General features: G+C 64.7%; 19 protein-coding genes. 3 read left to right on the top strand and 16 right to left on the bottom strand.

Translation table 11 applies throughout. The annotated features are described in order from the left end of the window. Positions 1-62 precede the first annotated feature (62 nt). From ACVOLL_RS10200 to ACVOLL_RS10130, 15 genes are all read right to left on the bottom strand, one after another. Positions 63-704, bottom strand: a complete 642-nt coding sequence (locus tag ACVOLL_RS10200; protein ID WP_481512812.1) for a cation efflux transmembrane domain-containing protein — start codon at positions 702-704, stop codon at positions 63-65. Positions 705-942: 238 nt separating this feature from the next. After that, positions 943-4,110, bottom strand: a complete 3,168-nt coding sequence (locus ACVOLL_RS10195; protein WP_481512811.1) for an efflux RND transporter permease subunit — start codon at positions 4,108-4,110, stop codon at positions 943-945. A 29-nt stretch (positions 4,111-4,139) separates the two neighbouring features. Continuing rightward, positions 4,140-5,132 (bottom strand): efflux RND transporter periplasmic adaptor subunit, encoded by a 993-nt coding sequence (locus ACVOLL_RS10190; protein WP_481512810.1) that lies wholly within the window; start codon positions 5,130-5,132, stop codon positions 4,140-4,142. 8 nt (positions 5,133-5,140) lie between these two features. After that, positions 5,141-6,421 (bottom strand): TolC family protein, encoded by a 1,281-nt coding sequence (locus ACVOLL_RS10185; protein ID WP_481512809.1) that lies wholly within the window; start codon positions 6,419-6,421, stop codon positions 5,141-5,143. Between the two features lie 54 nt (positions 6,422-6,475). Then, the gene (locus ACVOLL_RS10180; RefSeq protein WP_481512808.1) at positions 6,476-6,859 is read right to left on the bottom strand and encodes a hypothetical protein; all 384 of its coding nucleotides are present in this window, start codon (positions 6,857-6,859) and stop codon (positions 6,476-6,478) included. 248 nt (positions 6,860-7,107) lie between these two features. Further along, positions 7,108-8,892 carry a DUF885 domain-containing protein gene (locus tag ACVOLL_RS10175; RefSeq protein ID WP_481512807.1) on the bottom strand — a complete coding sequence of 595 codons (1,785 nt, stop codon included), beginning with the start codon at positions 8,890-8,892 and terminating at the stop codon, positions 7,108-7,110. Positions 8,893-9,001: 109 nt separating this feature from the next. Then, positions 9,002-9,337 carry a lipid-A-disaccharide synthase N-terminal domain-containing protein gene (locus ACVOLL_RS10170; RefSeq protein WP_481512806.1) on the bottom strand — a complete coding sequence of 112 codons (336 nt, stop codon included), beginning with the start codon at positions 9,335-9,337 and terminating at the stop codon, positions 9,002-9,004. A gap of 2 nt (positions 9,338-9,339) precedes the next feature. After that, a complete protein-coding gene (locus ACVOLL_RS10165) occupies positions 9,340-10,062 on the bottom strand; it encodes a glycosyltransferase family 2 protein (protein ID WP_481512805.1) in 723 nt (240 codons plus the stop codon). Between the two features lie 72 nt (positions 10,063-10,134). Next, positions 10,135-11,100 (bottom strand): SDR family NAD(P)-dependent oxidoreductase, encoded by a 966-nt coding sequence (locus ACVOLL_RS10160; protein ID WP_481512804.1) that lies wholly within the window; start codon positions 11,098-11,100, stop codon positions 10,135-10,137. Continuing rightward, on the bottom strand, positions 11,097-11,828 hold the full coding sequence (locus ACVOLL_RS10155; RefSeq protein ID WP_481512803.1) for a suppressor of fused domain protein: 732 nt from the start codon (positions 11,826-11,828) through the stop codon (positions 11,097-11,099). Before ACVOLL_RS10155 ends, ACVOLL_RS10160 begins: the two co-directional genes overlap by 4 nt. A gap of 39 nt (positions 11,829-11,867) precedes the next feature. Beyond that, a complete protein-coding gene (locus ACVOLL_RS10150) occupies positions 11,868-12,176 on the bottom strand; it encodes a helix-hairpin-helix domain-containing protein (protein WP_481512802.1) in 309 nt (102 codons plus the stop codon). A gap of 34 nt (positions 12,177-12,210) precedes the next feature. Then, the gene (locus tag ACVOLL_RS10145) at positions 12,211-13,125 is read right to left on the bottom strand and encodes a ParB/RepB/Spo0J family partition protein (RefSeq protein ID WP_481512801.1); all 915 of its coding nucleotides are present in this window, start codon (positions 13,123-13,125) and stop codon (positions 12,211-12,213) included. Continuing rightward, positions 13,125-13,922, bottom strand: coding sequence for a ParA family protein (locus ACVOLL_RS10140; RefSeq protein ID WP_481512800.1), 798 nt, complete (start codon positions 13,920-13,922; stop codon positions 13,125-13,127). Before ACVOLL_RS10140 ends, ACVOLL_RS10145 begins: the two co-directional genes overlap by 1 nt. A 338-nt stretch (positions 13,923-14,260) precedes the next feature. Continuing rightward, positions 14,261-14,902, bottom strand: a complete 642-nt coding sequence (rsmG, locus tag ACVOLL_RS10135; protein WP_481512799.1) for a 16S rRNA (guanine(527)-N(7))-methyltransferase RsmG — start codon at positions 14,900-14,902, stop codon at positions 14,261-14,263. A 303-nt stretch (positions 14,903-15,205) separates the two neighbouring features. Then, on the bottom strand, positions 15,206-15,796 hold the full coding sequence (locus tag ACVOLL_RS10130) for a 4'-phosphopantetheinyl transferase family protein (protein WP_481512798.1): 591 nt from the start codon (positions 15,794-15,796) through the stop codon (positions 15,206-15,208). 102 nt (positions 15,797-15,898) lie between these two features. Between ACVOLL_RS10130 and ACVOLL_RS10125 the strand changes: the two genes are divergently transcribed. Beyond that, positions 15,899-16,153: a GlsB/YeaQ/YmgE family stress response membrane protein gene (locus tag ACVOLL_RS10125; protein ID WP_481512797.1), complete on the top strand. Its 255-nt coding sequence runs from the start codon at positions 15,899-15,901 to the stop codon at positions 16,151-16,153. Between the two features lie 56 nt (positions 16,154-16,209). On the opposite strand, the gene xth is transcribed toward ACVOLL_RS10125, so the two are convergent. Then, entirely contained in the window at positions 16,210-16,983 is a 774-nt protein-coding gene (gene xth / locus ACVOLL_RS10120) for an exodeoxyribonuclease III (protein ID WP_481512796.1), read from the bottom strand. Positions 16,984-17,472: 489 nt separating this feature from the next. Between xth and ACVOLL_RS10115 the strand changes: the two genes are divergently transcribed. Together ACVOLL_RS10115 and ACVOLL_RS10110 are read left to right on the top strand one after the other, a co-directional pair. Continuing rightward, entirely contained in the window at positions 17,473-18,324 is an 852-nt protein-coding gene (locus tag ACVOLL_RS10115; RefSeq protein ID WP_481512795.1) for an HpcH/HpaI aldolase/citrate lyase family protein, read from the top strand. Positions 18,325-18,376: 52 nt separating this feature from the next. Then, the gene (locus tag ACVOLL_RS10110; protein ID WP_481512794.1) at positions 18,377-20,785 is read left to right on the top strand and encodes a sodium:solute symporter family protein; all 2,409 of its coding nucleotides are present in this window, start codon (positions 18,377-18,379) and stop codon (positions 20,783-20,785) included. Positions 20,786-20,865 lie beyond the last annotated feature (80 nt).

Genomic DNA, 20,865 nt, shown 5'->3' with positions numbered 1-20,865 from the left:
CTTTACAAGTTCGGAACTTGGGCTATCGGCTGTAAAGTCGAAAACTTGACCACGGCAACAGATCACACCGCGCCGCTGACGGCATCCGCAGCAGCGCGCAGCTCCTGCCATGCGGCACGCGCCACTTTCCAGGCCGAGCGCAGGAACAGCAGCAGCAAGGCCACTGCAAGCAGCAGATCCGGCCAGCCGGCGCCGAAAACCCAGACCGCCAGCGCGGCCAGGATCACCGCGCCGCCTTCGTAGACGTCATTCAATGAGCAGGCCCAGGCCGAGGCCAAGTTGATGTCGCCTTGCCGGTATGGCCACAGCAGGCGCAGGCAGAACAGATTCGCGGTGAGATTGAGCAGGGCGGCAATGCCCATGCTTTCGAACAGGGGCAGATGTGGATGGGCCAGCTTCCAGACGATGCCGACGGCGACCGCGATTGCCGCGCACAGAATGAACACCGCCTTGAGCATGGCCACCCGCGCCTTGGCGGCGAGGCTGGCACCGACTACGGCAAGGCTGAGTGCGTAAGTGAGTGCATCGCCGAGGTTGTCCAGGCTACCGGACAGCAATGAGGCCGAGCCGCTATGCCAGGCGGCGAGCATCATCATCACGAAGGTGATCAGGTTGATCGCCAGCACCTGGTACAGCACGCGGCGCTGCTGCGCCTGCATGCGTTCGACTTCCAGGGTTTTGCCGCAGCCGCAGCAGTCGCTCATTTGGGTTCCGGAGGAATGTTTTGTTGGATTGTCGCGCTGATGTGCGCGGTTTTGTAGATACAAGCGAGGCAACAGCGATAGTGCCGAGCCATGCTCGGCAGGGGCCTTGTCAGCAAAAAACTGCCCTCACCCCAACCCCTCTCCCGCAGGCGGGAGAGGGGCTTTAAGCGAAGCAAGAGCTTCAAGCCAAAGCCAAAGCCAAAGCAAAGCAAAGCAAAAGCCTCACGCCACGCAGGCGCTACTTTCCGTTCCGGTGCAGCCAGCGGTACAGCACCGGCAACACCAGCAAGGTCAGCAGCGTGGACGAGACGATGCCGCCGATCACCACCGTTGCCAGTGGCCGCTGCACTTCCGAACCTGCGCCCACGTTGAAGGCCATCGGCACGAAACCCAGCGATGCCACCAAAGCCGTCATCAACACCGGTCGCAAACGGCCCAGCGCGCCTTCGCGCACCGCCACATCCAGACTACGGCCTTGTTCGCGCAGGTGGCGGATGAAGCTGATCATCACCAGACCATTGAGCACCGCCACACCGGACAGCGCGATGAAGCCGACGCCGGCCGAGATCGACAAGGGAATGCCGCGCATCGCCAGCGCCAACACGCCACCGGTCAAGGCCAGCGGCACGCCACTGAACACGATGCTGGCATCGCGTGCCGAGCCGAAGGCCCAGAACAGCAAGGCGAAGATCAGCAGCAAGGTCACCGGCACCACCACCGCCAAACGCTGGCTGGCTGAGATCAGCTGTTCGAAGCTGCCGCCATACTCCACCCAGTAACCCGCCGGCACCTTTACCTGCGTGTCGATGGCTTGCTGCAGTTCGCTGACGAAGCCACCGAGGTCGCGGTCACGCACGTTGGCGGTGATCACGATGCGGCGCTTGCCGTTGTCGCGGTTGATCTGGTTTGGACCTTCGCTGCTTTCGATGCTCGCCAGTTCACGCAACGGAACCGTGCGCGCATCACCGCTGCGCCAGCCACCCGCACGGCTGGATTCGTCGGCACTGTCTTGTGCCAACGCAGGTTCCAGTGACACCGGCAGATCGGCCAGCGCCGCCGGGTCCTGGCGGATGTTTTCCGGCAGGCGTACGACGATATCGAAGCGACGATCACCTTCGAACAGCTGCCCGGCCACACGACCACCCACCGCGGTGGAAACGGTGGACTGCAGCTGGCCCGGGTTGAGCCCATATCCTGCCAATGCCGCACGGTTTGGCGTAACCGTCAGCAAGGGCAGGCCACTGGTCTCCTCCAGGCGCACGTCGGCCGCACCCGGCACCTTGTTGGCGACTGCGACAATGCGCTGGCCAACCTGCGCCAGGGTTTCCATGTCGTCGCCGAACAGCATCACTGCCACGTCGGCACGCACGCCCGAGATCAACTCGTTCATGCGCATCTGGATCGGCTGGGTGAACTCGTAGTTGTTGCCCGGCAGCTCCTCCACCGCGGCTTCCAGTTCGGCCAGCAGCTGGCTGCGCGGCTTGCGCGGGTCCGGCCACTGCTTGCGCGGTTTCATCATGATGAAGGTGTCGGCGACCGAGGGCGGCATCGGGTCGGAAGCAACTTCCGGCGTGCCGATCTTGGAAAACACCTTGTCCACCTCCGGCAGCTGCTGCAGGCGCGCTTCCACCTGCTTCTGCATGTTCACCGACTGGGTGAGGCTGGTGCCGGGAATGCGCATCGCATGCATGGCGACGTCGCCTTCGTCGAGGTTGGGCACGAACTCGCTGCCCAGCCGCGTTGCCAACAAGCCACAACCAACCACCAGCACCAAGGCACCGGCAACCACCAGACGCCCGCGCCGCATCACCCACGCCAGCAGCGGCTCGTAGCGCGCACGCAACCACGCCATCAGCCGGTTTTCCTTCTCTTCCACGCGACCGCCAAGGAACATCGCAATCGCCGCGGGAACGAAGGTCAGCGACAACAGCATCGCGCCGCTCAACGCCAGCACCACGGTGATTGCCATCGGGTGGAACATTTTTCCTTCAACGCCGGTCAACGCGAAGATCGGCAGGTAGACCGCGGTGATGATGCCCAGGCCGAACAGGCTGGGCCGGATGACTTCGGCGGTGGCGCTGGCGGTTTCGGCGAAGCGCTCCTCGCGGGTCATCGCCCGGCCCAGCGCGTGCGTGCGTTCGCCGAAGCGACGCAGACAGTTCTCGATGATGATTACCGCGCCATCGACAATCAGACCGAAGTCCAATGCGCCAAGGCTCATCAGGTTGGCAGAGACACCACCCCGTGCCATACCGGTCAGGGTGAACAGCATCGCCAATGGAATCACCGCAGCGGTGATCAGCGCCGCACGGAAGTTGCCCAGCAACAGGAACAACACCACGATCACCAGCAACGCGCCTTCCAGCAGGTTCTTGGCGACGGTCTGGATGGTGCGATCAACCAGCGCGGTGCGGTCATAACTGGCGGTGACGGTGACGCCTTCGGGCAGGCTGCGCTGCGCTTGTTCAAGCTTCGCCGCTGCCGCCTGCGCCACCTCGCGGCTATTGGCGCCGACCAGCATCACCACCGTGCCCATCACCACTTCATGGCCGTTCTGGGTGGCAGCACCGCTGCGTAGTTCCGGTCCTTCGGCGACATCTGCAACGTCATGCACATGGATGGGCACGCCTTCGCGACGGGCCAGCACGATATTGCCGATTTCCTCCAGCCCGGCAACTTGCCCCGGCACGCGCACCAGGAACTGCTGGCCGTTGCGCTCGATGTAACCGGCACCGATGTTCTGGTTGTTGCCTTCCACGGCTTCGGCAACATCATCCAGGGTGAAGCCCAGCGCACGCAGCTTGGCTGGGTCCGGGGTGATATGGATCTGCCGCTGGTAACCACCAATCGTGTTGACCTCGGTGACGCCCGGCACATTGCGCAACTGCGGCCGCACCAACCAGTCCTGCAGGGTGCGCAGGTCGGTGGCGGTATACGGCGAACCATCGGGTTTGCGCGCCTTGGGATCGGCATCGATGGTGTACATGAAGATCTCGCCAAGGCCGGTGGCGATCGGCCCCAGCTGCGGGTCCAGGCCTTCCGGAAGCTGCGACTTCACCTGCTGCAGACGCTCGGCGACCTGTTGGCGGGCGAAGTACAGATCGGTGCCGTCCTTGAACACCACCGTCACCTGCGACAGGCCGTAGCGCGACAGCGAGCGCACCTGTTCGAGTTTCGGCAGACCCGCCATCACCGTTTCCACCGGATAGGTGATGCGCTGTTCCGTCTCCAGCGGTGAGTAGCCGTCGGCAGCGGTGTTGATCTGCACCTGTACGTTGGTGATGTCCGGCGTTGCATCGATGGACAGGCGAGTGAAGCTCCAGCTGCCGATCGCGATCAACGCGAAGGTAAGCACCATCATCATCCAGCGATGGGCGATGGCACTGCGGATGATGCGCTCAAGCATGGCGGCACCCTCCAGCTTGCATGCACTGATCAATGTTCATGCGCGGCCCCCGCCTTTCCGATATCGGCCTTGACCACATAGCTCTGCTCGACCACGACCTGCTCGCCAACGCGCAGGCCGTCCTTGATCTCGACCTTGCCCGCATCGCGTGCGCCCAGCACCACCGGACGCGCGGTATAGGTATCGCCCTCACGCACGAACACCACCTCGCGGCCTTCCATGGTCTGCAGTGCGGAAAGCGGTACGACAACCGCGGCAGGCTGCATCGCCACCACGATGCGTGCCTTCACCGCGGCGCCGGGCCGCCACAGGCCATCGTCATTGCGCACGCTGGCGCGGGCCACGGTGCTCTGGCTTGCGGTGGCGGTGCCTGGCAGCACGCGTTCCAGCGTGGTGCTCTGGCTGACGCCATCGGTCATGCGGGTCACCGTGACCGGTACGCCAGCGGTGATGTGCTGGGTGTCATTGCCGAAGATATGCAGGTCCACCCACAGCTCGGACAGGTCGCCGATCTCGAACAGCGGCGTGCCCTCGCCCGCCACCGCGCCCACCTGCGCCTGCCGCGACAGCACCACGCCGCTGATTGGCGCGCTGATGCTGTAGGTGGTCAGACTGAGATTGCTGTCGATGCTGGCCAACGTCTGCCCGGCGCTGACGCGGTCACCCACATTGGCCCGCAGCGTACGCACCGGCCCGGGGAAGCGGGCTGTCACCTGGGCGACGCGACCATCTACCGGCGTCAACAAGCCCTGCACTTCGTGCTCATCAGCGATGGTGCCGGCCTGCGCGGCAGCGCTACGGATGCCGGCCTGCTCGGCCATGGCGGCCTTGATGGTGGTGCGGTCGGCTTCTGCTTCCTCGCCCTCTTCGTGGGCATGGTCGGCTGCTTCACCACCCTTTTCTTCGTCGTGGCCGTGGCCAGTTTCTTCCGCCTTTCCGGCAGCGGCTTCAGCGGCCGGCTTTGCGCCGCAGCCGACCAGCAACAAACTCATTGCCAGCACGCCGGCAGCTACAACGTTCATCGATCGGCTCATCGTGCGTTCTCCTCGGCAACGGTTGCATCGGTGGCCAGCATTCCCTGGCCGGTAAGGCGCTGGATTTCTATCAGCGCGGTTTGTGCAGCGATGGCTGCGTCCAACTGGCGCTGGCGCGCATCGATGCGCATGGCCTGCAGCTGCGCCCATTCCATGTAGCTGGCGGCGCCGGCGCGCCAGGCGCGTTCGGCGGCACGTTCTGCCTTCTGCAGTTGCGGCAGAACATCGGCCTGCATGCGCTGCACTTCCAGACGCGCGGTGACATAGCGGCCGTGTGCTTCGGCAAGGGTGGCGTACAGCTGTTGCTGGCGGGCCTGGCGCTGATACGGCAGCAGTGCGAGATCAGCCTCGGCCTCGCGGATTTCCGGCGCGGCGCGGCGAGCGCTGCCCAGCGGAATGCTGAAGCCACCGACCAGCGAAGTCGCGTTGTCGGCGCGGCTGTTGCGCACGCCCACCTGCCAGTTCCAATCCGGACGGCTGCGGGTGCGCACCAGTTGTAGCTGCGCTTCGCGGATACGCTGCTCGCCGAGCAGTTCGGCCAGCTCCGGTGCGCGCTGCAGATCGTCATTGAGCAAGGCGAAATCGCGCAGTGCCTGCAGTTGCAGCGCATCGCCACTCACCGCCTTGAAGTCAGGCGCGCGCGCGCCCCACAGCGCGGCCAGCGACAGCCGCGCTGCGCCCGCTTCTTCGATGGCACGATCGCGATCCAGTTCCGCCTGCGCCAGCATTGCCTGCGCAGTGAACAGCACCGACTCCGGCGAGGCACCGGCCTGCAGACGCAGGCGCGCGGCATCGACGGCACGGCGACGCTGTTCGATATCGGTGATGGCAATCTGCAATGCCGACTGCGCCTGCGCTACGGCGAGGTAACGGCGTGCGGTCTCTGCCAGCAGATCGAGTCTGGCGGTGGCACGTTGCGGCGCCAAGGCATCGATATTGGCTTGGGCCAACATGCGGCGCGCATCAAGCTTGTCGCCACGCTCCAGTACGCCGGACAGGCTGACCGTCGCTTCGGCGCCCTGCACGCCGCGGGTATCGCCGCTGCCCAGCAGGTTTTCCAGTTCCACACCCAGCTGCATCGGCGGGCGCAGCAGCGCTGCATCGCGGCGGGCTTCAAGTACGGGGCGCTGCGCATCGATCAGGCGCAGTTCGGGGTGATCAAGTGCGACGCGGACGATGGCATCGTCCAGCGTCAACGGCACAGCAGACGCCGGCACCTGCGCATACGCGCGCGGCACCAGCGCAAAGGCGACAACAGCCGCCAGGCGCATCCACATGGGTTTCTCCAGATAGCAGGTTCAGACGTGGGGACCGGCCAAGAGGCCGGGACGTCAGACGGCTATCGGGGGGCGGAACAGACTCTCGGTCGGGTGCGTGACCCGTTGCGTGCCAAGTATGGCGACGGCCTGCTGTGCAGGCGGTGATGCCACGATCCAGGCAGGAGTGACGGTGGGCAACACGCCACCGTGGCCGTGGCAGTCCACGCAATGCACCAGCGCGTGCAGCAGCGCATTGGCGCTGTCCTCGGCATCCGGGGCCATGGCCAGCTTGCTGTCGTCGTGCTCGTGCACGTCGGCGCCGATGTCGGTATGCGCCAGCATGTGGATGTCGGTCAGTGCTGCGGCCAGCGAGGTGCCGAACACGCCGAGGCCGACCAGCGCCAGCATCAGCAGGCGTAGCAGGTGGAGGCGGCGGTGGCGCAGGGTGTGCAGCATCGGCGCAGGTTAGCGGGTGCTTGTGGGGTTACACAATCGCAAGAGCTGCGGAGTGGTTCAGGTATTGGCTGTTGCCCCTCCCCTTTGGCGCAGCCAAGGGGGAGGTTGGGAGGGGGTGGTTTTGTTTGTGGCTTTTGCGTGTTGCTTTGGGCCACTGCCAAGAGCATCCCTCCCCAGCCCTCCCCTTGGCTGCGCCAAAGGGAGGGGGCAAAGCACCCTGCGCGTTGCGCAAGGGAGGGGGCCAAGCCTCACTTCGCTGCTTTGCGCTCGGCGATGTAGGCCTGGATCTGCTGTTCCAGCACCGGCAGCGGTACCGAGCCCTGCTTGAGCACGGCGTCGTGGAAGCCCTTGATGTCGAATTTGTCGCCCAGTTCCTTCTCGGCCTGTGCGCGCAGCTTGACGATGGTGATCTCGCCCAGCTTGTAGCTCAGCGCCTGCGCCGGCCAGGAGATGTAGCGATCCACCTCGGTAGTGACCTCGTGCTCGCTCAGCGCGGTGTGGTCACGCAGGTAGGCAATCGCGCGGTCGCGGTCCCAGCCGTAGTGGTGCACGCCGGTGTCAATCACCAGACGGCAGGCACGCCACATCTCATAGGTCAGGCGGCCGAAGTCTTCGTACGGGGTCTGGTAGATGCCCATGTCGACGCCGAGCTTCTCGGTGTACAGGCCCCAACCTTCGCCATAGGCCGAGATATAGGCGGTGCGACGGAACTCGGGCTGGCCGGTCTGCTCGGCGGCGAGTGCGCCCTGCAGGGCGTGGCCGGGATCTGACTCGTGCAGGGTCAATGCCGGCAGGTTGTACAGCGGGCGCGCCGGCAGGTTGTAGGTATTGAGCCAGTAGGTACCCATGCCACCACGGCCGGCGGTCCAGAACGGAGCGATATCCGGCGGCACCGGCACGATGGTGAAGCGCGCACGCGGCAAGGTCATGAACTTGCCGATCACACCGTCCACGCGCTTGGAGATCCACGCCGCACGCCACAGCAGTTCGTCCGGCGTCTTGGCGTAGAACTGCGGGTCGGTGCGCAGGAATTCGAGGAAGTCGGCGAAGCGGGTCTGCTCGCTTTTGCCCTTGAAGCCGACCTTGTCGATGATGGCGTTCATTTCCTGCTGGATGCGATTCACCTCGGCCAGGCCCTGCGCATGGATCTGCTGCGGGCTCAGGTCCAGCGTGGTGTATTCGCGGATCTGCTGGCGGTAGAACTCCTTGCCGCCCGGCATCTTCTCGGCGGCCAGGGTGGTGCGCGACTGCGGCACGTATTCCTGCCGGTAGAAGGTCAGCAGCTTGCCGAAGGCCGGCACCACGCTGCCGCTGATGGCCTGCTTGGCATCGGCCTGCAGCTTGGCCTGCTCGGCCGCCGGAATGCTGCTGGGCAGCTTCTTCAGCGGCTCGTACAACGGCGACTCGGTCGGGTCCTTCAGCTCCGCCACGGTCGAGATCGACACGTCGCGGCCTTCCAGCACCGCGCGCGGAACGCTGAAACCACGGGCAAGGCCGGCGCGCATATTGACCATCTGCTGGTCGAAGTAACGCGGCACATCGTTCAAGCGCGCGATGTAGTTGCGGTAGTCCTGCGCGGTCTTCATCTCACGACGCGCCATGAAGCTGAGGTTGGACCAGAACGAGGAATCCGAATTGAACGGCATCTCGTAGCTGCCCAGGCGCACTTCATCGGCCAAACTTTCAACCTGGTAGTGATAGATTGCGTAGTTGATCTGGTTTTCGGCCGAGAGCTTGCTCGGGTCGATGGCCTTGAGCTTGCCCAGCACCTCGTCCCATACCTTCAGCCGCGCCTGCTGTGCAGCGGCACTGACGTCGGGCAGGCGCGTGCTGTTGGCCGGGGCATCGCTGTCTTCGCTGGCTTCGCCGCCACCGGTCTGCCGCCAGGCCCATTCCTTCTCGTAGATGGCCTTGAACTGGTCATCCAGCGTTTGAGTGGCCAGCGTGGCCGGGGCCGACGGTACGGCGGCAAAGGCCGGGGTGGCGCTCAGGCCAAGGGTGAGCAGCAGCGCAACGGTCAACGGCGATTTCACGATCGGTATTCCCCAGGTGGTTCATTCACCCCGATCATCGCATTGAAGCTGCCGCCCGACCTAGACGGATTCGGGCGGCAAACCGCCGGATTTGGGCACAGTTACCCGCTCAGTGGCCGGCCTTGTCGCGCTGCCAGCCACGGTGCTTGATATCCAGGCGCAGGCTGTAGAGCGCGGTGAACGCCGGGAACAGGTTCTGCACCACGCCCACCGCATCCTGCTTGGAAGAGAACAGGAAGTAGCTCAGCGTCATCAGGCTGCCGAGTACGCTCATGTACCAGAACAGGCGCGGGATCACCGGCTTGCCGGCACGCCGCGAGGCCACGAACTGCACCAGCCAGCGGCCGCCGAACATCAACGCGCCGGTCAGGCCGATCAGCTTCCACGGCGACATGTGCAGGCCGGTCCACTCCAGCCACACCAGCGGTTGGTTCATGAAATCCATGCTCAGACCTCTTCCACCGCGGTGCGCTTGGAACGGGTGATCAACCAGGCCACACCGCGCAGGTCACGGATGCCAACCAGCGCGCGGCCGAGGTTGTTGTACTTGGACACGCCAGCGGTGCGATGGCGGTGGTTGACCGGCACGCTCACCGTCTTCCAGCCGGCACGCTGCATCAGCGCCGGCAGGTAGCGGTGCATATGGTCGAAGTACGGCAGGTCGAGGAAGGCAGCGCGCTCGAACAGCTTGATGCCGCAGCCGGTATCCGGGGTGTCATCGCGCAGCATGCGCGCGCGGATGGCATTGGCCCACTTGCTGGCCCAGCGCTTGCTGCCCGAATCCTGGCGGTTGACGCGCCAGCCGGCGAACAGCCTGACCTGCGGTTCGGCCTTGGCGCGCGCGGCCAGCAGCTTGGGGATATCGGCCGGATCGTTCTGGCCATCACCATCGAGGGTGGCGATCCACGGCGCGCGCGCGGCCTTGACGCCGGTGCGCACTGCCGTGCTTTGCCCGCTCTGGCTGACGTGGTGCAGCACCCGCAGTTCCGGGTTGGTCGTTTTCAGCGCCTGCAGTACCTGCAGGCTGTCGTCCTTGGAGTTGTCGTCGACATAGACGATCTCGAAATCAATCTGGCCGCGCAGCGCGGCGGTGATTTCGTTGACCAGCGGGGTGACGTTGTCGCGTTCGTTGAAGACGGGAACAACCACTGAGAGGCTGGGCTGGTTCATTGCTGATTCCGCAGGTTGTGCATTTGAAGAAAGGTCACGCATTTTCCAAAACTCAACTTAGCGGAAGGTGAGTCAGGGGCGCGACCCGAAATACGTACGGCACCACTCCACTACCGGCGGCAGGCCCAGCTCGATCGGCGTGTCCGGCGCGTAGCCGAAGGCAGCCTGTGCGCGCGAGGTATCGGCCATGGTTTCCACCATGTCGCCCGGCTGCATCGGCTTGTAGACCTTGTGCACCGGGTGCCCCGCGGCCGAGGCGATCACGTCGATGAAATGTTCCAGCTCCACCGGGGTGTGGTTGCCCAGGTTGAATACCTGGTGGGGTGTGGCCTGGGCGGAGGGATGCGACAACGCCCCGAGGATACCGGCAACGATGTCAGAAACATGTGTGAAGTCGCGCCGCATATGGCCGTTGTTGAACACATCGATGCTGCGCCCGGCCAGCACCGCGCGCGCGAACAGCAGCGGCGCCATGTCCGGTCGGCCCCACGGACCGTATACGGTGAAAAAGCGCAGGCCTGTGGCCTTCAGGCCGTACAGCTGCGCGTAGGTATAAGCCATCAACTCGTTGGCGGCCTTGGTGGCCGCATACAGCGAGCGCGGCTGGTCCACGCGCTGGTCTTCGGAGAACGGCGGCGTGGCCGAGTTGCCATAGACCGAGCTGCTGGAGGCATACACCAGATGCTGCACGCCACGATGCCGGCACAGTTCCAGCATGTTGACGAAGCCGACCAGGTTGCTTTCGACGTAGGCGTGCGGGTTTTCCAGCGAATAACGCACGCCGGCCTGGGCGGCCAGATGGATCACTTGCGTCGGCTGGATCTCATCGAACAGCGCGGCCAAGCCGTCGCGGTCGGTGATGTCCAGCGCGCGCAGATCCAACTGCGGGCATAGTGCGGCCACGCGGTCGCGCTTGAGCTGCGGATCGTAGTAATCGTTGTAGTTGTCCAGCCCCACCACCCGCTCGCCGCTGGCGGCCAATGCCTGGCAGGTATAGGCGCCGATGAAGCCGGCAGCGCCGGTTACAAGAATGGTCATGCAGGAATTCCAGACAGGCGTTCGCGGGCCGGATTATGCCGGCCCGGCTCAATGACATCACCGATGTCGTTGTCGCTCAGCAGGTCGATCAACGCATCGGCACCTTCGCGCAGCTTCAAGGCCATTTCCTGCGGGTATAGCGGTACCACGGAAAGGAACTCGATGCTGGTGTCTTCATCGATCACCAGAGTGTCGAAATCTTCCGGTGCCGACAGCGCCAGCAGCAGGATCGCACCATCGAACTCCACGCCGGGCGCGTACGGCTGGGCCGGATCGCCGTTGGGCACGGTATGGGTCAAGCCCAGCCAGGTGTTGTGCTTGTGCGGCAGCCGCGCCAGCGTCTTGAGCAGGCGGATGGGCCAGTAATTGCGCTCGTCCTGCAACTGCTCGCGATCCAGCGGCCAGTCGCCCGGCAGGGTCAGCATCAGCTCCAGGTAGGGCGAGACCTCGGCATCATCCGGCAGCTGCATCGGCAGATCGCTCATGCCGGAGGTCACCAGGCGCGTATTCGGGCAATCCCCGCACGGCGGCACCACATGGATGTCCACGTGCACGGTGTCGGAGACGATTTCGTGCAGCACGTTGGTTATCGGGCCGAGATGGTGCTCGATGTGAGCGCTGATCGCCGCAACGTGCGAATGGCCGCGTGCGGGCTCGAAATCGCTGGCCTGGCCATGGGCCAGGATGCGGCTGCCGCCCGGGCTCATTTCGTCGTCTGTGTTGCTCATGCACTGCTCCGGTTGGTGGCCACGAGCATCGCCCCTGCCTCACCACAGGGTGAGCGGCGCGTCCTTGGCCAGGGTTTCCTTGCGTTCCTTGCTGTACGCCCACCACGGCTGCGGCGCATCGCCGCCCATGAAGCGCACCACCGACAGGAAGACGTCGATCACACAGGGATCGTGCACCACGCCGGTCTTCAGGCATAGCTGCGCATACATATCGTAGGCATCACGCCCGCGCAGGTGCGCGGGGACTCGGATCCCGATCAGACGGAGATCCTTTTCACAGGCCGGCCCGACATTCGGCAGGTCGGTCAGACGCAATAGATGATTGCGGTCGACCTTGGTGGGGTTCATTGCCTTGCGTGCACCTCGTGGGGAATGAAGTACGTCAGCCGTTCTGGCGGACGCGCAGCCGCTCCAGCACGCCGTCCAGCGTGTCCAGATCGGTGTAATGAATGACCAGCTTGCCCTTGCCGCCGCGGCCGTGGCTGATGGCCACCTTGGCACCCAGCGATTCGGACAGCTCGGTTTCCAGCGATGCGATATCGGCCTGCGGCGCGCTCGGCGACGGCTTGGCCTTGCGTGCGCCAGGCACCTTGCCGGCGGCGAACTGCTGCGCGCGGTGCTCGACTTCACGCACCGACCAACCCTGCTCGGCGGCTTCTTCGGCCAACTTGGTGGCCAGTTCCGGCGCCAGCGTCAGCAGCGCGCGGGCATGGCCCATTTCCAGGCGGCGGGTTTCCAGCAGCACGCGCACGCCGATCGGCAGATCAATCAGGCGCAGCAGGTTGGACACCGAGGCGCGCGAGCGGCCAACGGCCTGCGCGGCTTCGGCATGGGTCAGCGTGAACTCGCTGACCAACCGTGCCAGCGCTTCGGCTTCTTCCAGCGGATTGAGGTCTTCGCGCTGGATGTTCTCGATCAGCGCCATCGCGATGACGGTGCGGTCTTCCAGCTCGCGCACCACCGCCGGCACTACCTCCAGCCCGGCCAGGCGCGAGGCGCGCCAACGGCGTTCACCGGCGATGATTTCGTAGCGGCCGCCCTCGATCTGGCGCACCAGGATGGGCTGGATGATGCCCTGTGCCTTGATCGAGTCAGCCAGTTCGGCCAGCTTGCCTTCGTCCATATCGCGACGCGGCTGGTACTTGCCGGGTTGCAACTGGTCGATGGGCAACTTGCGCAGCACTTCGCCGGGTTGCGGCTCGGCGACGGCAGCGACGGTGACCGGGGTTACTGCGCCCTTGGGGCCCAGCAAGGCATCAAGACCACGGCCAAGACCGCGCTTTTTCGCTGCACTCATCAGACAGCCTCCACGGCCCGGGAGGGCTGCTTGCGTTCACTGTTGCGGCGGATGATCTCGCCGGCCAAGCCCAGGTAAGCGACACCACCGCGCGAGGCGCGGTCGTAGCCGACGATGCTCTGGCCATGGCTGGGCGCCTCGGCCAGGCGCACATTGCGCGGCACGATGGTGCGGAACACGCGGTCGCCGAAGTACTCGGTGAGCTGCGCCGACACGGCGTTGGCCAGGTTGTTGCGCACGTCGAACATGGTGCGCAGCACGCCTTCGATTTCCAGCGCCGGGTTGAGGTTGATCTTCAGCGCGTCGATGGTCTCGACCAGCGCGCTCAGGCCTTCCAGCGCGTAGTACTCGCACTGCATCGGCACGATCACCGAGTCGGCGGCGGCCAGCGCATTCAGCGTCAGCAGCGACAGCGCCGGCGGGCAGTCGATTAGGATGTAGTCGTATTGATCGCGGATGGGCGCCAGCGCGCGCTTGAGGCGCTGCTCGCGCTCGCTCTGGTCCATCAGCTGGATCTCGGCGGCGGTCAGGTCGATGTTGCCCGGCAGCAGGTCGAAGCCTTCTGGCGTGGTGACGCGCACCTCGGCGGCAGTGATCTCGCCCAGCAGCAGGTCGCAGGTGGACGCTGCCACTTCACGTTTGTCCACGCCACTACCCATGGTCGCGTTGCCCTGCGAGTCCAGGTCGACCAGCAGCACGCGTTTCGGTGCGGCGGCAAGGGAAGCAGCCAGATTGACAGCCGTCGTGGTCTTGCCGACGCCGCCTTTCTGGTTGGCGATGGCGATGATGCGAGCCATGCAGGAGAGCCTCGTTGGCGAAGTTGGACTGGTCATTATGGGGGTAGCGGCGCGCAGGCGGAAACCGGTTTCCGGGGAACGGACGGCTTTGGCCCGGGAATGTGCCCTGATTTGCCCTGCTTTGGCCGTACCCCCTCCCTTTGGCGCAGCCAAGGGGAGGGCTGGGGAGGGGTGGCTTTTGGCCTTGGCCGGTAAAGCCCTTGCCGAGCATCGCTCGGCACTACGCGCCGCTTTTGCTTCAGAGCCCCTCTCCCGCTTGCGGGAGAGGGGTTGGGGTGAGGGCAGCTTTTGGCTTTGGCCGGTAAAGCCCCTGCCGAGCATGGCTCGGCACTACAGATCTAGCCCTTGCGCTCCACCACCACCAGATGCCGGTCACCGACCAACCCCGGCACTTGCAGCGGGCGCACTTCCAGCACCTGCCAGCCGGCCGGCAGCTGGGCGATCTCTTCGTGCGGGTACACGCCCTTCATCGCCAGCAGCTGACCACCGGGCCGCAGCAGGTGACCGCCAACCTCGATGATGCCGGCCAGCGTATCCATGGCACGGGCGGTGAGGTTGTCATATGCACCCGGCTCATCCAGCGCTTCGGCGCGGGATTCGGCGACGCGGGCATTGCTCAAACCGAGCTGGCGCACGGCCTCACGCATGAAGCGGGCCTTCTTGCCATTGCTCTCGACCAGGGTCACCTGCAGCTGCGGATGGGTGATCGCCAGCGGAATACCGGGCAAGCCGGGGCCGGTGCCCAGATCGGCCAGGCTGCCGCTGCTGACATGCTCGGCCATGGCCAGCGAATCGAGCAGATGACGGGTCACCATTTCGCGGGGATCGCGGATGGCGGTGAGATTGTAGGTGCGATTCCAGCGCACCAGCAGGGTCAGGTAGGCCAGCAGGGGCTTGGCCAAAGCGGCGTCCAGACCCATGGCTTTCAAGCCGTGGTCGAGGTCGCTGGCGACTTCGCGCGGGAGAGTGGTGTCGTTCATGGCGGGGATTATCGCAGGAGTGGCGCTTTTGGCCCCCTCCCTTTGGCGAAGCCAAGGGGAGGGTTGGGGAGGGGTGCTTTGAATCTGGCTTTTGATCTGCCGCGCAGACCAAGAGCAACGGCAACAGCTACCCCTCCCCGGCCCTCCCCTGCGCCTTGCGCAAGGGAGGGAGCAAAACTACCCCCTCCCCGGCCCGCCCGGCCCGAAGGCACAGCCTTCGGTCGTTCATCAGGCCGCGCGCCAGTGGCGCGCAAGCAGGCCTTCTTCACCCCCTTGGCTTCGCCAAAGGGAGGGAGCACATCGCTACAGTGGATACCAGGCCAGCGCAGCGCGGAAATCCGCAGTCGCCTGCCACTCATATAGATGCCAGCGCGCCGCATCACCCAGGCCCGGGTCGCACCACACCAGCTGCAAGGCCCCCGCCGCATCCGGCGCGAAGCGCAGCTTCTCCAGCCCGAACGAAATCCCGTGCCCGTGGGCTTTCAACAATGCCTCCTTGGCGCACCACACACGGAAGAACCATTGCTCGCAACCGCTGTCATCCAGCGCATCCAGCCAGGCAATCTCCTCCGGGTGGAAGTAGCGGCGGATCACCTCGCGCATCTGCCTGCGCGGCCGCTGCCGTTCCAGGTCCACGCCCAGGCGTGCGCCCTCGCCCAGCGCCACCAGCAGGTGGCCGCCGCTATGGCTCCAGCCGGTGCCGTAATGCGCCAGTTCAGCTATCAGCCACGGCCGGCTGCGCTCATCGCGGGTCAGCGGCAAGGCCTCGGGTGTGGTGTCGAAAACACCGGCCAGCAACTCGCGGGCCTGCGGCTCACCGCGGGTGCCGGCGGTATGCGGCAGCAGCCACACGTCAACCGGACCAAACTGCCAATGGCTACCCGTCGAGCTCATGCTGAACAGGTTCCTGCCCGGACAAACATGGTCTTAACGCCACTACGCGTTGACTGTCGCCACCGCACCTTTCGGGGTGCTTCACGGCAGGGAGGTTCGCGCATGGGCATCATCATCTGGTTGATTATTGGTGGCGTCGTGGGTTGGCTGGCCAGCATCATCATGCGCCGCGATGCGCAGCAGGGCATCATCCTGAACATCGTGGTGGGCATCATCGGCGCCATGATTGCCGGCTTCTTCTTCAGCGGCGGCAGCATCAACGGCGCGATCACCTTCCGCTCGTTCCTGTTGTCACTGGTGGGCGCGGTGATACTGCTGGCCATCGTCAATCTGTTCACACGCAAAAGCGTGCGTTAACCGTTCTGGCGCCGATTCGACCAAGGCCCGGCTGGCAACGGCCGGGCGTTGTTGTTTCAGCCCTGTGCCAGCTGCACCCAAGCCGGAGCGTGATCGCTGGGGCGTTCCCAGGTACGCGGCTCGCGGTCGATGCCGGAGGCGACAGCGCGCGGCTTGAGCGCATCGGAGACCAGGGTCAGATCGATACGCAGACCGAGATTGCGGCGGAAACCCGCTGCGCGGTAATCCCACCAGCTGAAAATGCCGGCTTCGTCGTTGTGCAGACGGAAGGCGTCGTGCAAGCCCAGATCCAGCAGCTTCTGCAGGCCGGCGCGCTCGGCGGTGGAGGTGAGGATGTGGTCTTCGTTCCACACGCTTGCATCGGGCACATCGCGCTCATCCGGAGCGATATTGAAATCACCCATCACCACCAGTTGCGGATGCTTCTGCAGTTCGGCGGCGATCCAGCTGTGCACTGCTTCCAGCCAACGCAGCTTGTAGGCGTACTTGTCGGTGCCCACGTCCTGGCCGTTGACCACATACAGATTGATGATGCGCACACCGTTGACGGTGCCGGCGATCACCCGCTTCTGCTCGTCCTCGAAGCCGGGAATGCCGATCTGCACGTCTTCGATCGGATGCCGCGACAGCAGCGCCACGCCGTTATAGGTCTTCTGCCCGGCGAACACGTTGCGGTAGCCCAGTTCCAGCAGCCGCGTATCGGGGAACTTATGGTCCTCCAGCTTGGTTTCCTGGATGCCGACCACGTCGGGGGCAAAGTCGGCCAGCCACTGTTCCAGATGCGGCAGGCGGACATTGAGCGAATTGACGTTCCACGAAGCGATTTTCATGCAGGGGATTCTAGCCGGGGCTGGAGCCAAAGGCCCTCCTCTCAGCTGAAGGCGGCAGCAATCAGCTCCCTCCCTTGCGCCGAAGGCGTAGGGGAGGGTTGGGGAGGGGTGCCTTGGCTTTGGCCTTGGCTTTGGCCTTGGCTTTGGCCTTGGCTTTGGCCTTGGCTTTGGCCTTGGCTTTGGCCTTGGCTTTGGCCTTGGCTTTGGCCTTGGCTTTGGCCTTGGCTTTGGCTTTGGGTTTGGCCCTCCCGTCGCTTCGGCTTGCGTTCCGGCAGCTCAGGCAAAGTCAAAAGCTCCCCCCACCCGCCCCCTTCGGGCCACCCTCCCCCGCAGGCGGGAGAGGGAACGGCGATGGTTTCCCGCGCTTCGTGAGTCACCCCACCCGCCAAACCCCGCAAACCACAACAAAACCTATCGGGTGAATGTCGGGGAATACACTTTTTCAGCGTTCCGATTCGCGCAGACTGCCTCTCAAAGTGAGGGGAAGCCATGCGTAGCAAGCTGTTTGTGCCCGGCGCACGTCCGGAACTGTTCGACAAGGCCTTGGCCAGTGCGGCCGATGCCCTGTCCTTCGATCTGGAGGATTCCGTCCCCGAGGCCGGCAAACAGGCGGCGCGCGCGGCCATCGCGAGCTTCCTCGCCCGCACCGATGTGCTTGCCAGCAACAAGCTGCTGATCGTCCGTACCAACGCCACCGACAGCCCGCACTTCGCCGCCGACCTGGCCGCGATGGCGGTGCCCGGCCTGTGGCTGCTCAATATCCCCAAGGTGGAATCGGCGGCGCAGGTGCGCCAGGTTGCCGTGGCGCTGGAACGGACCGAGGCCGCCAACGGTGTGACCCGCCCGATCGGCCTGCTACTGAACATCGAAACCCCGCGCGGCCTGCGCCTGGCCGCCGAGCTGGCTGGCGCGCATCCGCGCGTGGCCGGTCTGCAGTTGGGTCTGGGCGATCTGTTCGCGCCCAATGGCATCGCCCGCACGCCGGCCAATGTGCATGCGGTGCTGTTCGCGGTGAAAATGGCCACCACCGAAGCCGGCGTGTTCGCCTGTGACGGGGCCTGGCCGGATGTGGCCGATGCCGAGGGCTTCCGTACCGAGGCCATGCTCGCGCAGCAGCTGGGCTATATCGGCAAGAGCTGCATCCATCCGCGTCAGGTGGGCCAGGCCAATACGATTTTCAGCGTGGCCGAGGCCGAACTGGACGAAGCACGGCGTATTGTTGCCGCCGCGCAGGCGGCCAGCGATCTGGGCCGCGGTGCGTTCCTGTTCGAGGGACGCATGATCGATGTGCCCTACCTGCGCCGGGCCGAAGCCCTGCTCGCTGGCGCCCTGCGCGCCTGATCTTTCCACCTGGCGGTTCGCCGCTACGCCGTTCATTACCGGGGTTCCATCCATGCCCACGCCCATGGCCACTGCGCTCGCCGCGCTGTCGCATCGCTTCTCGCTCGGCTTCCGCCTGCTTGTCGTCACCACCTTGCTGGCACTGGCCGGTACGGCGGCTGCCGATGAGAGTTTGAATGCAGTGAAGTCCGGCGCGCTGCCGGTCCTGCCCAACGCTGCGCCAGTGCAGCAGTTGCTGGATGTCGATGGCCGCCTGCTGGCGCGCTCCGGCGACAAGGCCTGGTTGCTCGACAAGAATGGCAAGGCGTGGACGGCAGCCACCGGCATCAGCAACGAGGTAGTGCAGGACATCGTCCGCAACGGCGACAAAACCTGGGTGCTGAGCGGCCCGGATGCCAGCCATAGCAATCAGCTGCAACAGCTCACACTCAAGGGCGAAACGCTCGGCAAGGGCCAGTCGCTGGCACTGCCGACGCCGTTGAGCAACGCACACGCAGCCGCCTTGGATGGCGCACTGTTCGTGGCCGGTGTCGACGATAGCGGCGTTACCCAGCTGTACCGCAAACCCGCCGATGCCGCGCAATGGCAGCCGCAGCCGATCTGGCCGGGCGCTGCTGCAGCGGCGGCACTGCAGGCGCAGAAAGGCGCGCTGTACGCGGTAGTCGGCAACAACGGCGCGCAGCAATTGCTGCGCTGGAACGCCGACAAGGGCTGGCACAGCCTGCCGGCCATTGGTGGCGACGTGGTACCCGGTTCACTGCGTGCACTCGGCCAAGCGCACTTGCTGATGCAGGTCACCGACGCGGCCGGCAACAGCCACGCGCGCACCTTCCACACCATCACCAGTGCCTGGGCTGATCTGGCCGATACCGATGCCAAGGCACCACTGGCCAGTGCCAGCTGGGGCAATGGCCTGGCCTGGGCGAATGCTGATGGCAGTCTGCATGCGTTCGAACTACAGGGTAGCAAGCACCTGCTGCGCTGGTTGGATTGGGCGGTGATCGTGGTTTACCTGGCCGCCATGCTCGGCATCGGCGCCTGGTTCTACTTCCGGGAAAAGCACGGCAATACGTCCGACTTCTTCGTTGGCGGCCGCAGCATCCCGTTCTGGGCTGCCGGTGTCAGCCTGTATGCAACCAACACCAGCTCAATCAGCTTCATCGCCATCCCGGCCAAGGCGTTCGAGACCAACTGGCAGTATCTGACCAACAACTTGATCGCAGTAGTCGGCCTGATGTTCGTCGCGATATGGATCGTGCCGTTGCTGCGCCGCCTGGACCTGATGAGCGTGTTCTCCTACCTGGAAACCCGCTTCCACCCTGCCATCCGCATGCTCGCCAGTGCGCTTTGCATCGTGATGCAGATCGGTAGCCGGATGAGCGTCATCCTGTTCCTGCCGGCGCTGGCCATTTCCACCATTACCGGTGTGGACGTGGCCTGGAGCATCATGATGATGGGCATCTTCACCATCATCTATACAACCATGGGCGGCATGAAGGCGGTGATCTGGACCGATTTCGTGCAGGTGTTCGTGATGTTTGGTGGCGCCATTTTCGCCATCGGCTTCATCCTCTATCAGATCAACGGTGGCGTACCGGAGTTCCTTGCAGCAGCCGCTGCGGAGAACAAGACCCAGCTCTTCGATTTCAGCTTCGACCTGACCAAGGCAACGGTGTGGGGCTTCATCTTCCTGGTGTTGTTCGATGTAGTGCTGACCTTCCCCAAGGACCAGGTGCTGATGCAGCGCGTGCTGTCCACCAAGTCCGACAAGGAAGCCGGCCGCTCGGTGTGGACCTTCGCGGCGATGATGATCCCGGGCGGCTTCATCTTCTACGGCATCGGCACCGCGCTGTGGGTCTACTACCGTGACAACCCGGAGCGGATGAATCCGCTGCTGCCGATCGATGCGACGTTCCCGCTGTTCATCGCCGCCGAGCTGCCGGCCGGTGTCACCGGCCTGATCATCGCCGGCATATTCGCCGCAGCCATGTCGACACTGTCCAGCATCATCAATAGTGTCTCGACGCTGGCTTCGGTCGATTTCTACGAGAAGTTCAAAAAAGACGCGACGCCCAAACAGAGCGTGCGCTTCGCCGAATGGATCGGCGTGCTGGTCGGCCTTATCGCCATCGGCATTGCACTGGTGATGAGCCGCTACGACATCCACTCGCTGTTCGACGTGTCGATCGAACTGGCCGGTCTGCTCGGCGGTGGTTTTGCCGGCGCCTACACGCTGGGCATGTTCACCCGCCGCGCCAACTCAGCTGGCGTGGCAATCGGTGTCGCTTCCAGCATCGTGCTGACCTTCATCGCCTGGTGGTTCAATCTGGTGCATCCGTACTTCTACCTGGCCATCTCGATCTTCCTGTGCATCGTGATCGGCTATGTGGCCAGCCTGTTCTTCCCAGCGTCGAACCGGTCGCTGAAGGGCCTGACCATCTACAAGCAGGACGCGGTGTGAAGACTGGCCTGCACCCCGCCGCGGCCCTGCTCCGCGGCGGCGTGAAGCCAGATCCGGCAAAGGGCCGGGACATTGGTCGC

The organism is Stenotrophomonas sp. STEN035 (genome assembly GCF_056759935.1).
This window is presented reverse-complemented; position numbering and strand designations above follow the sequence as displayed.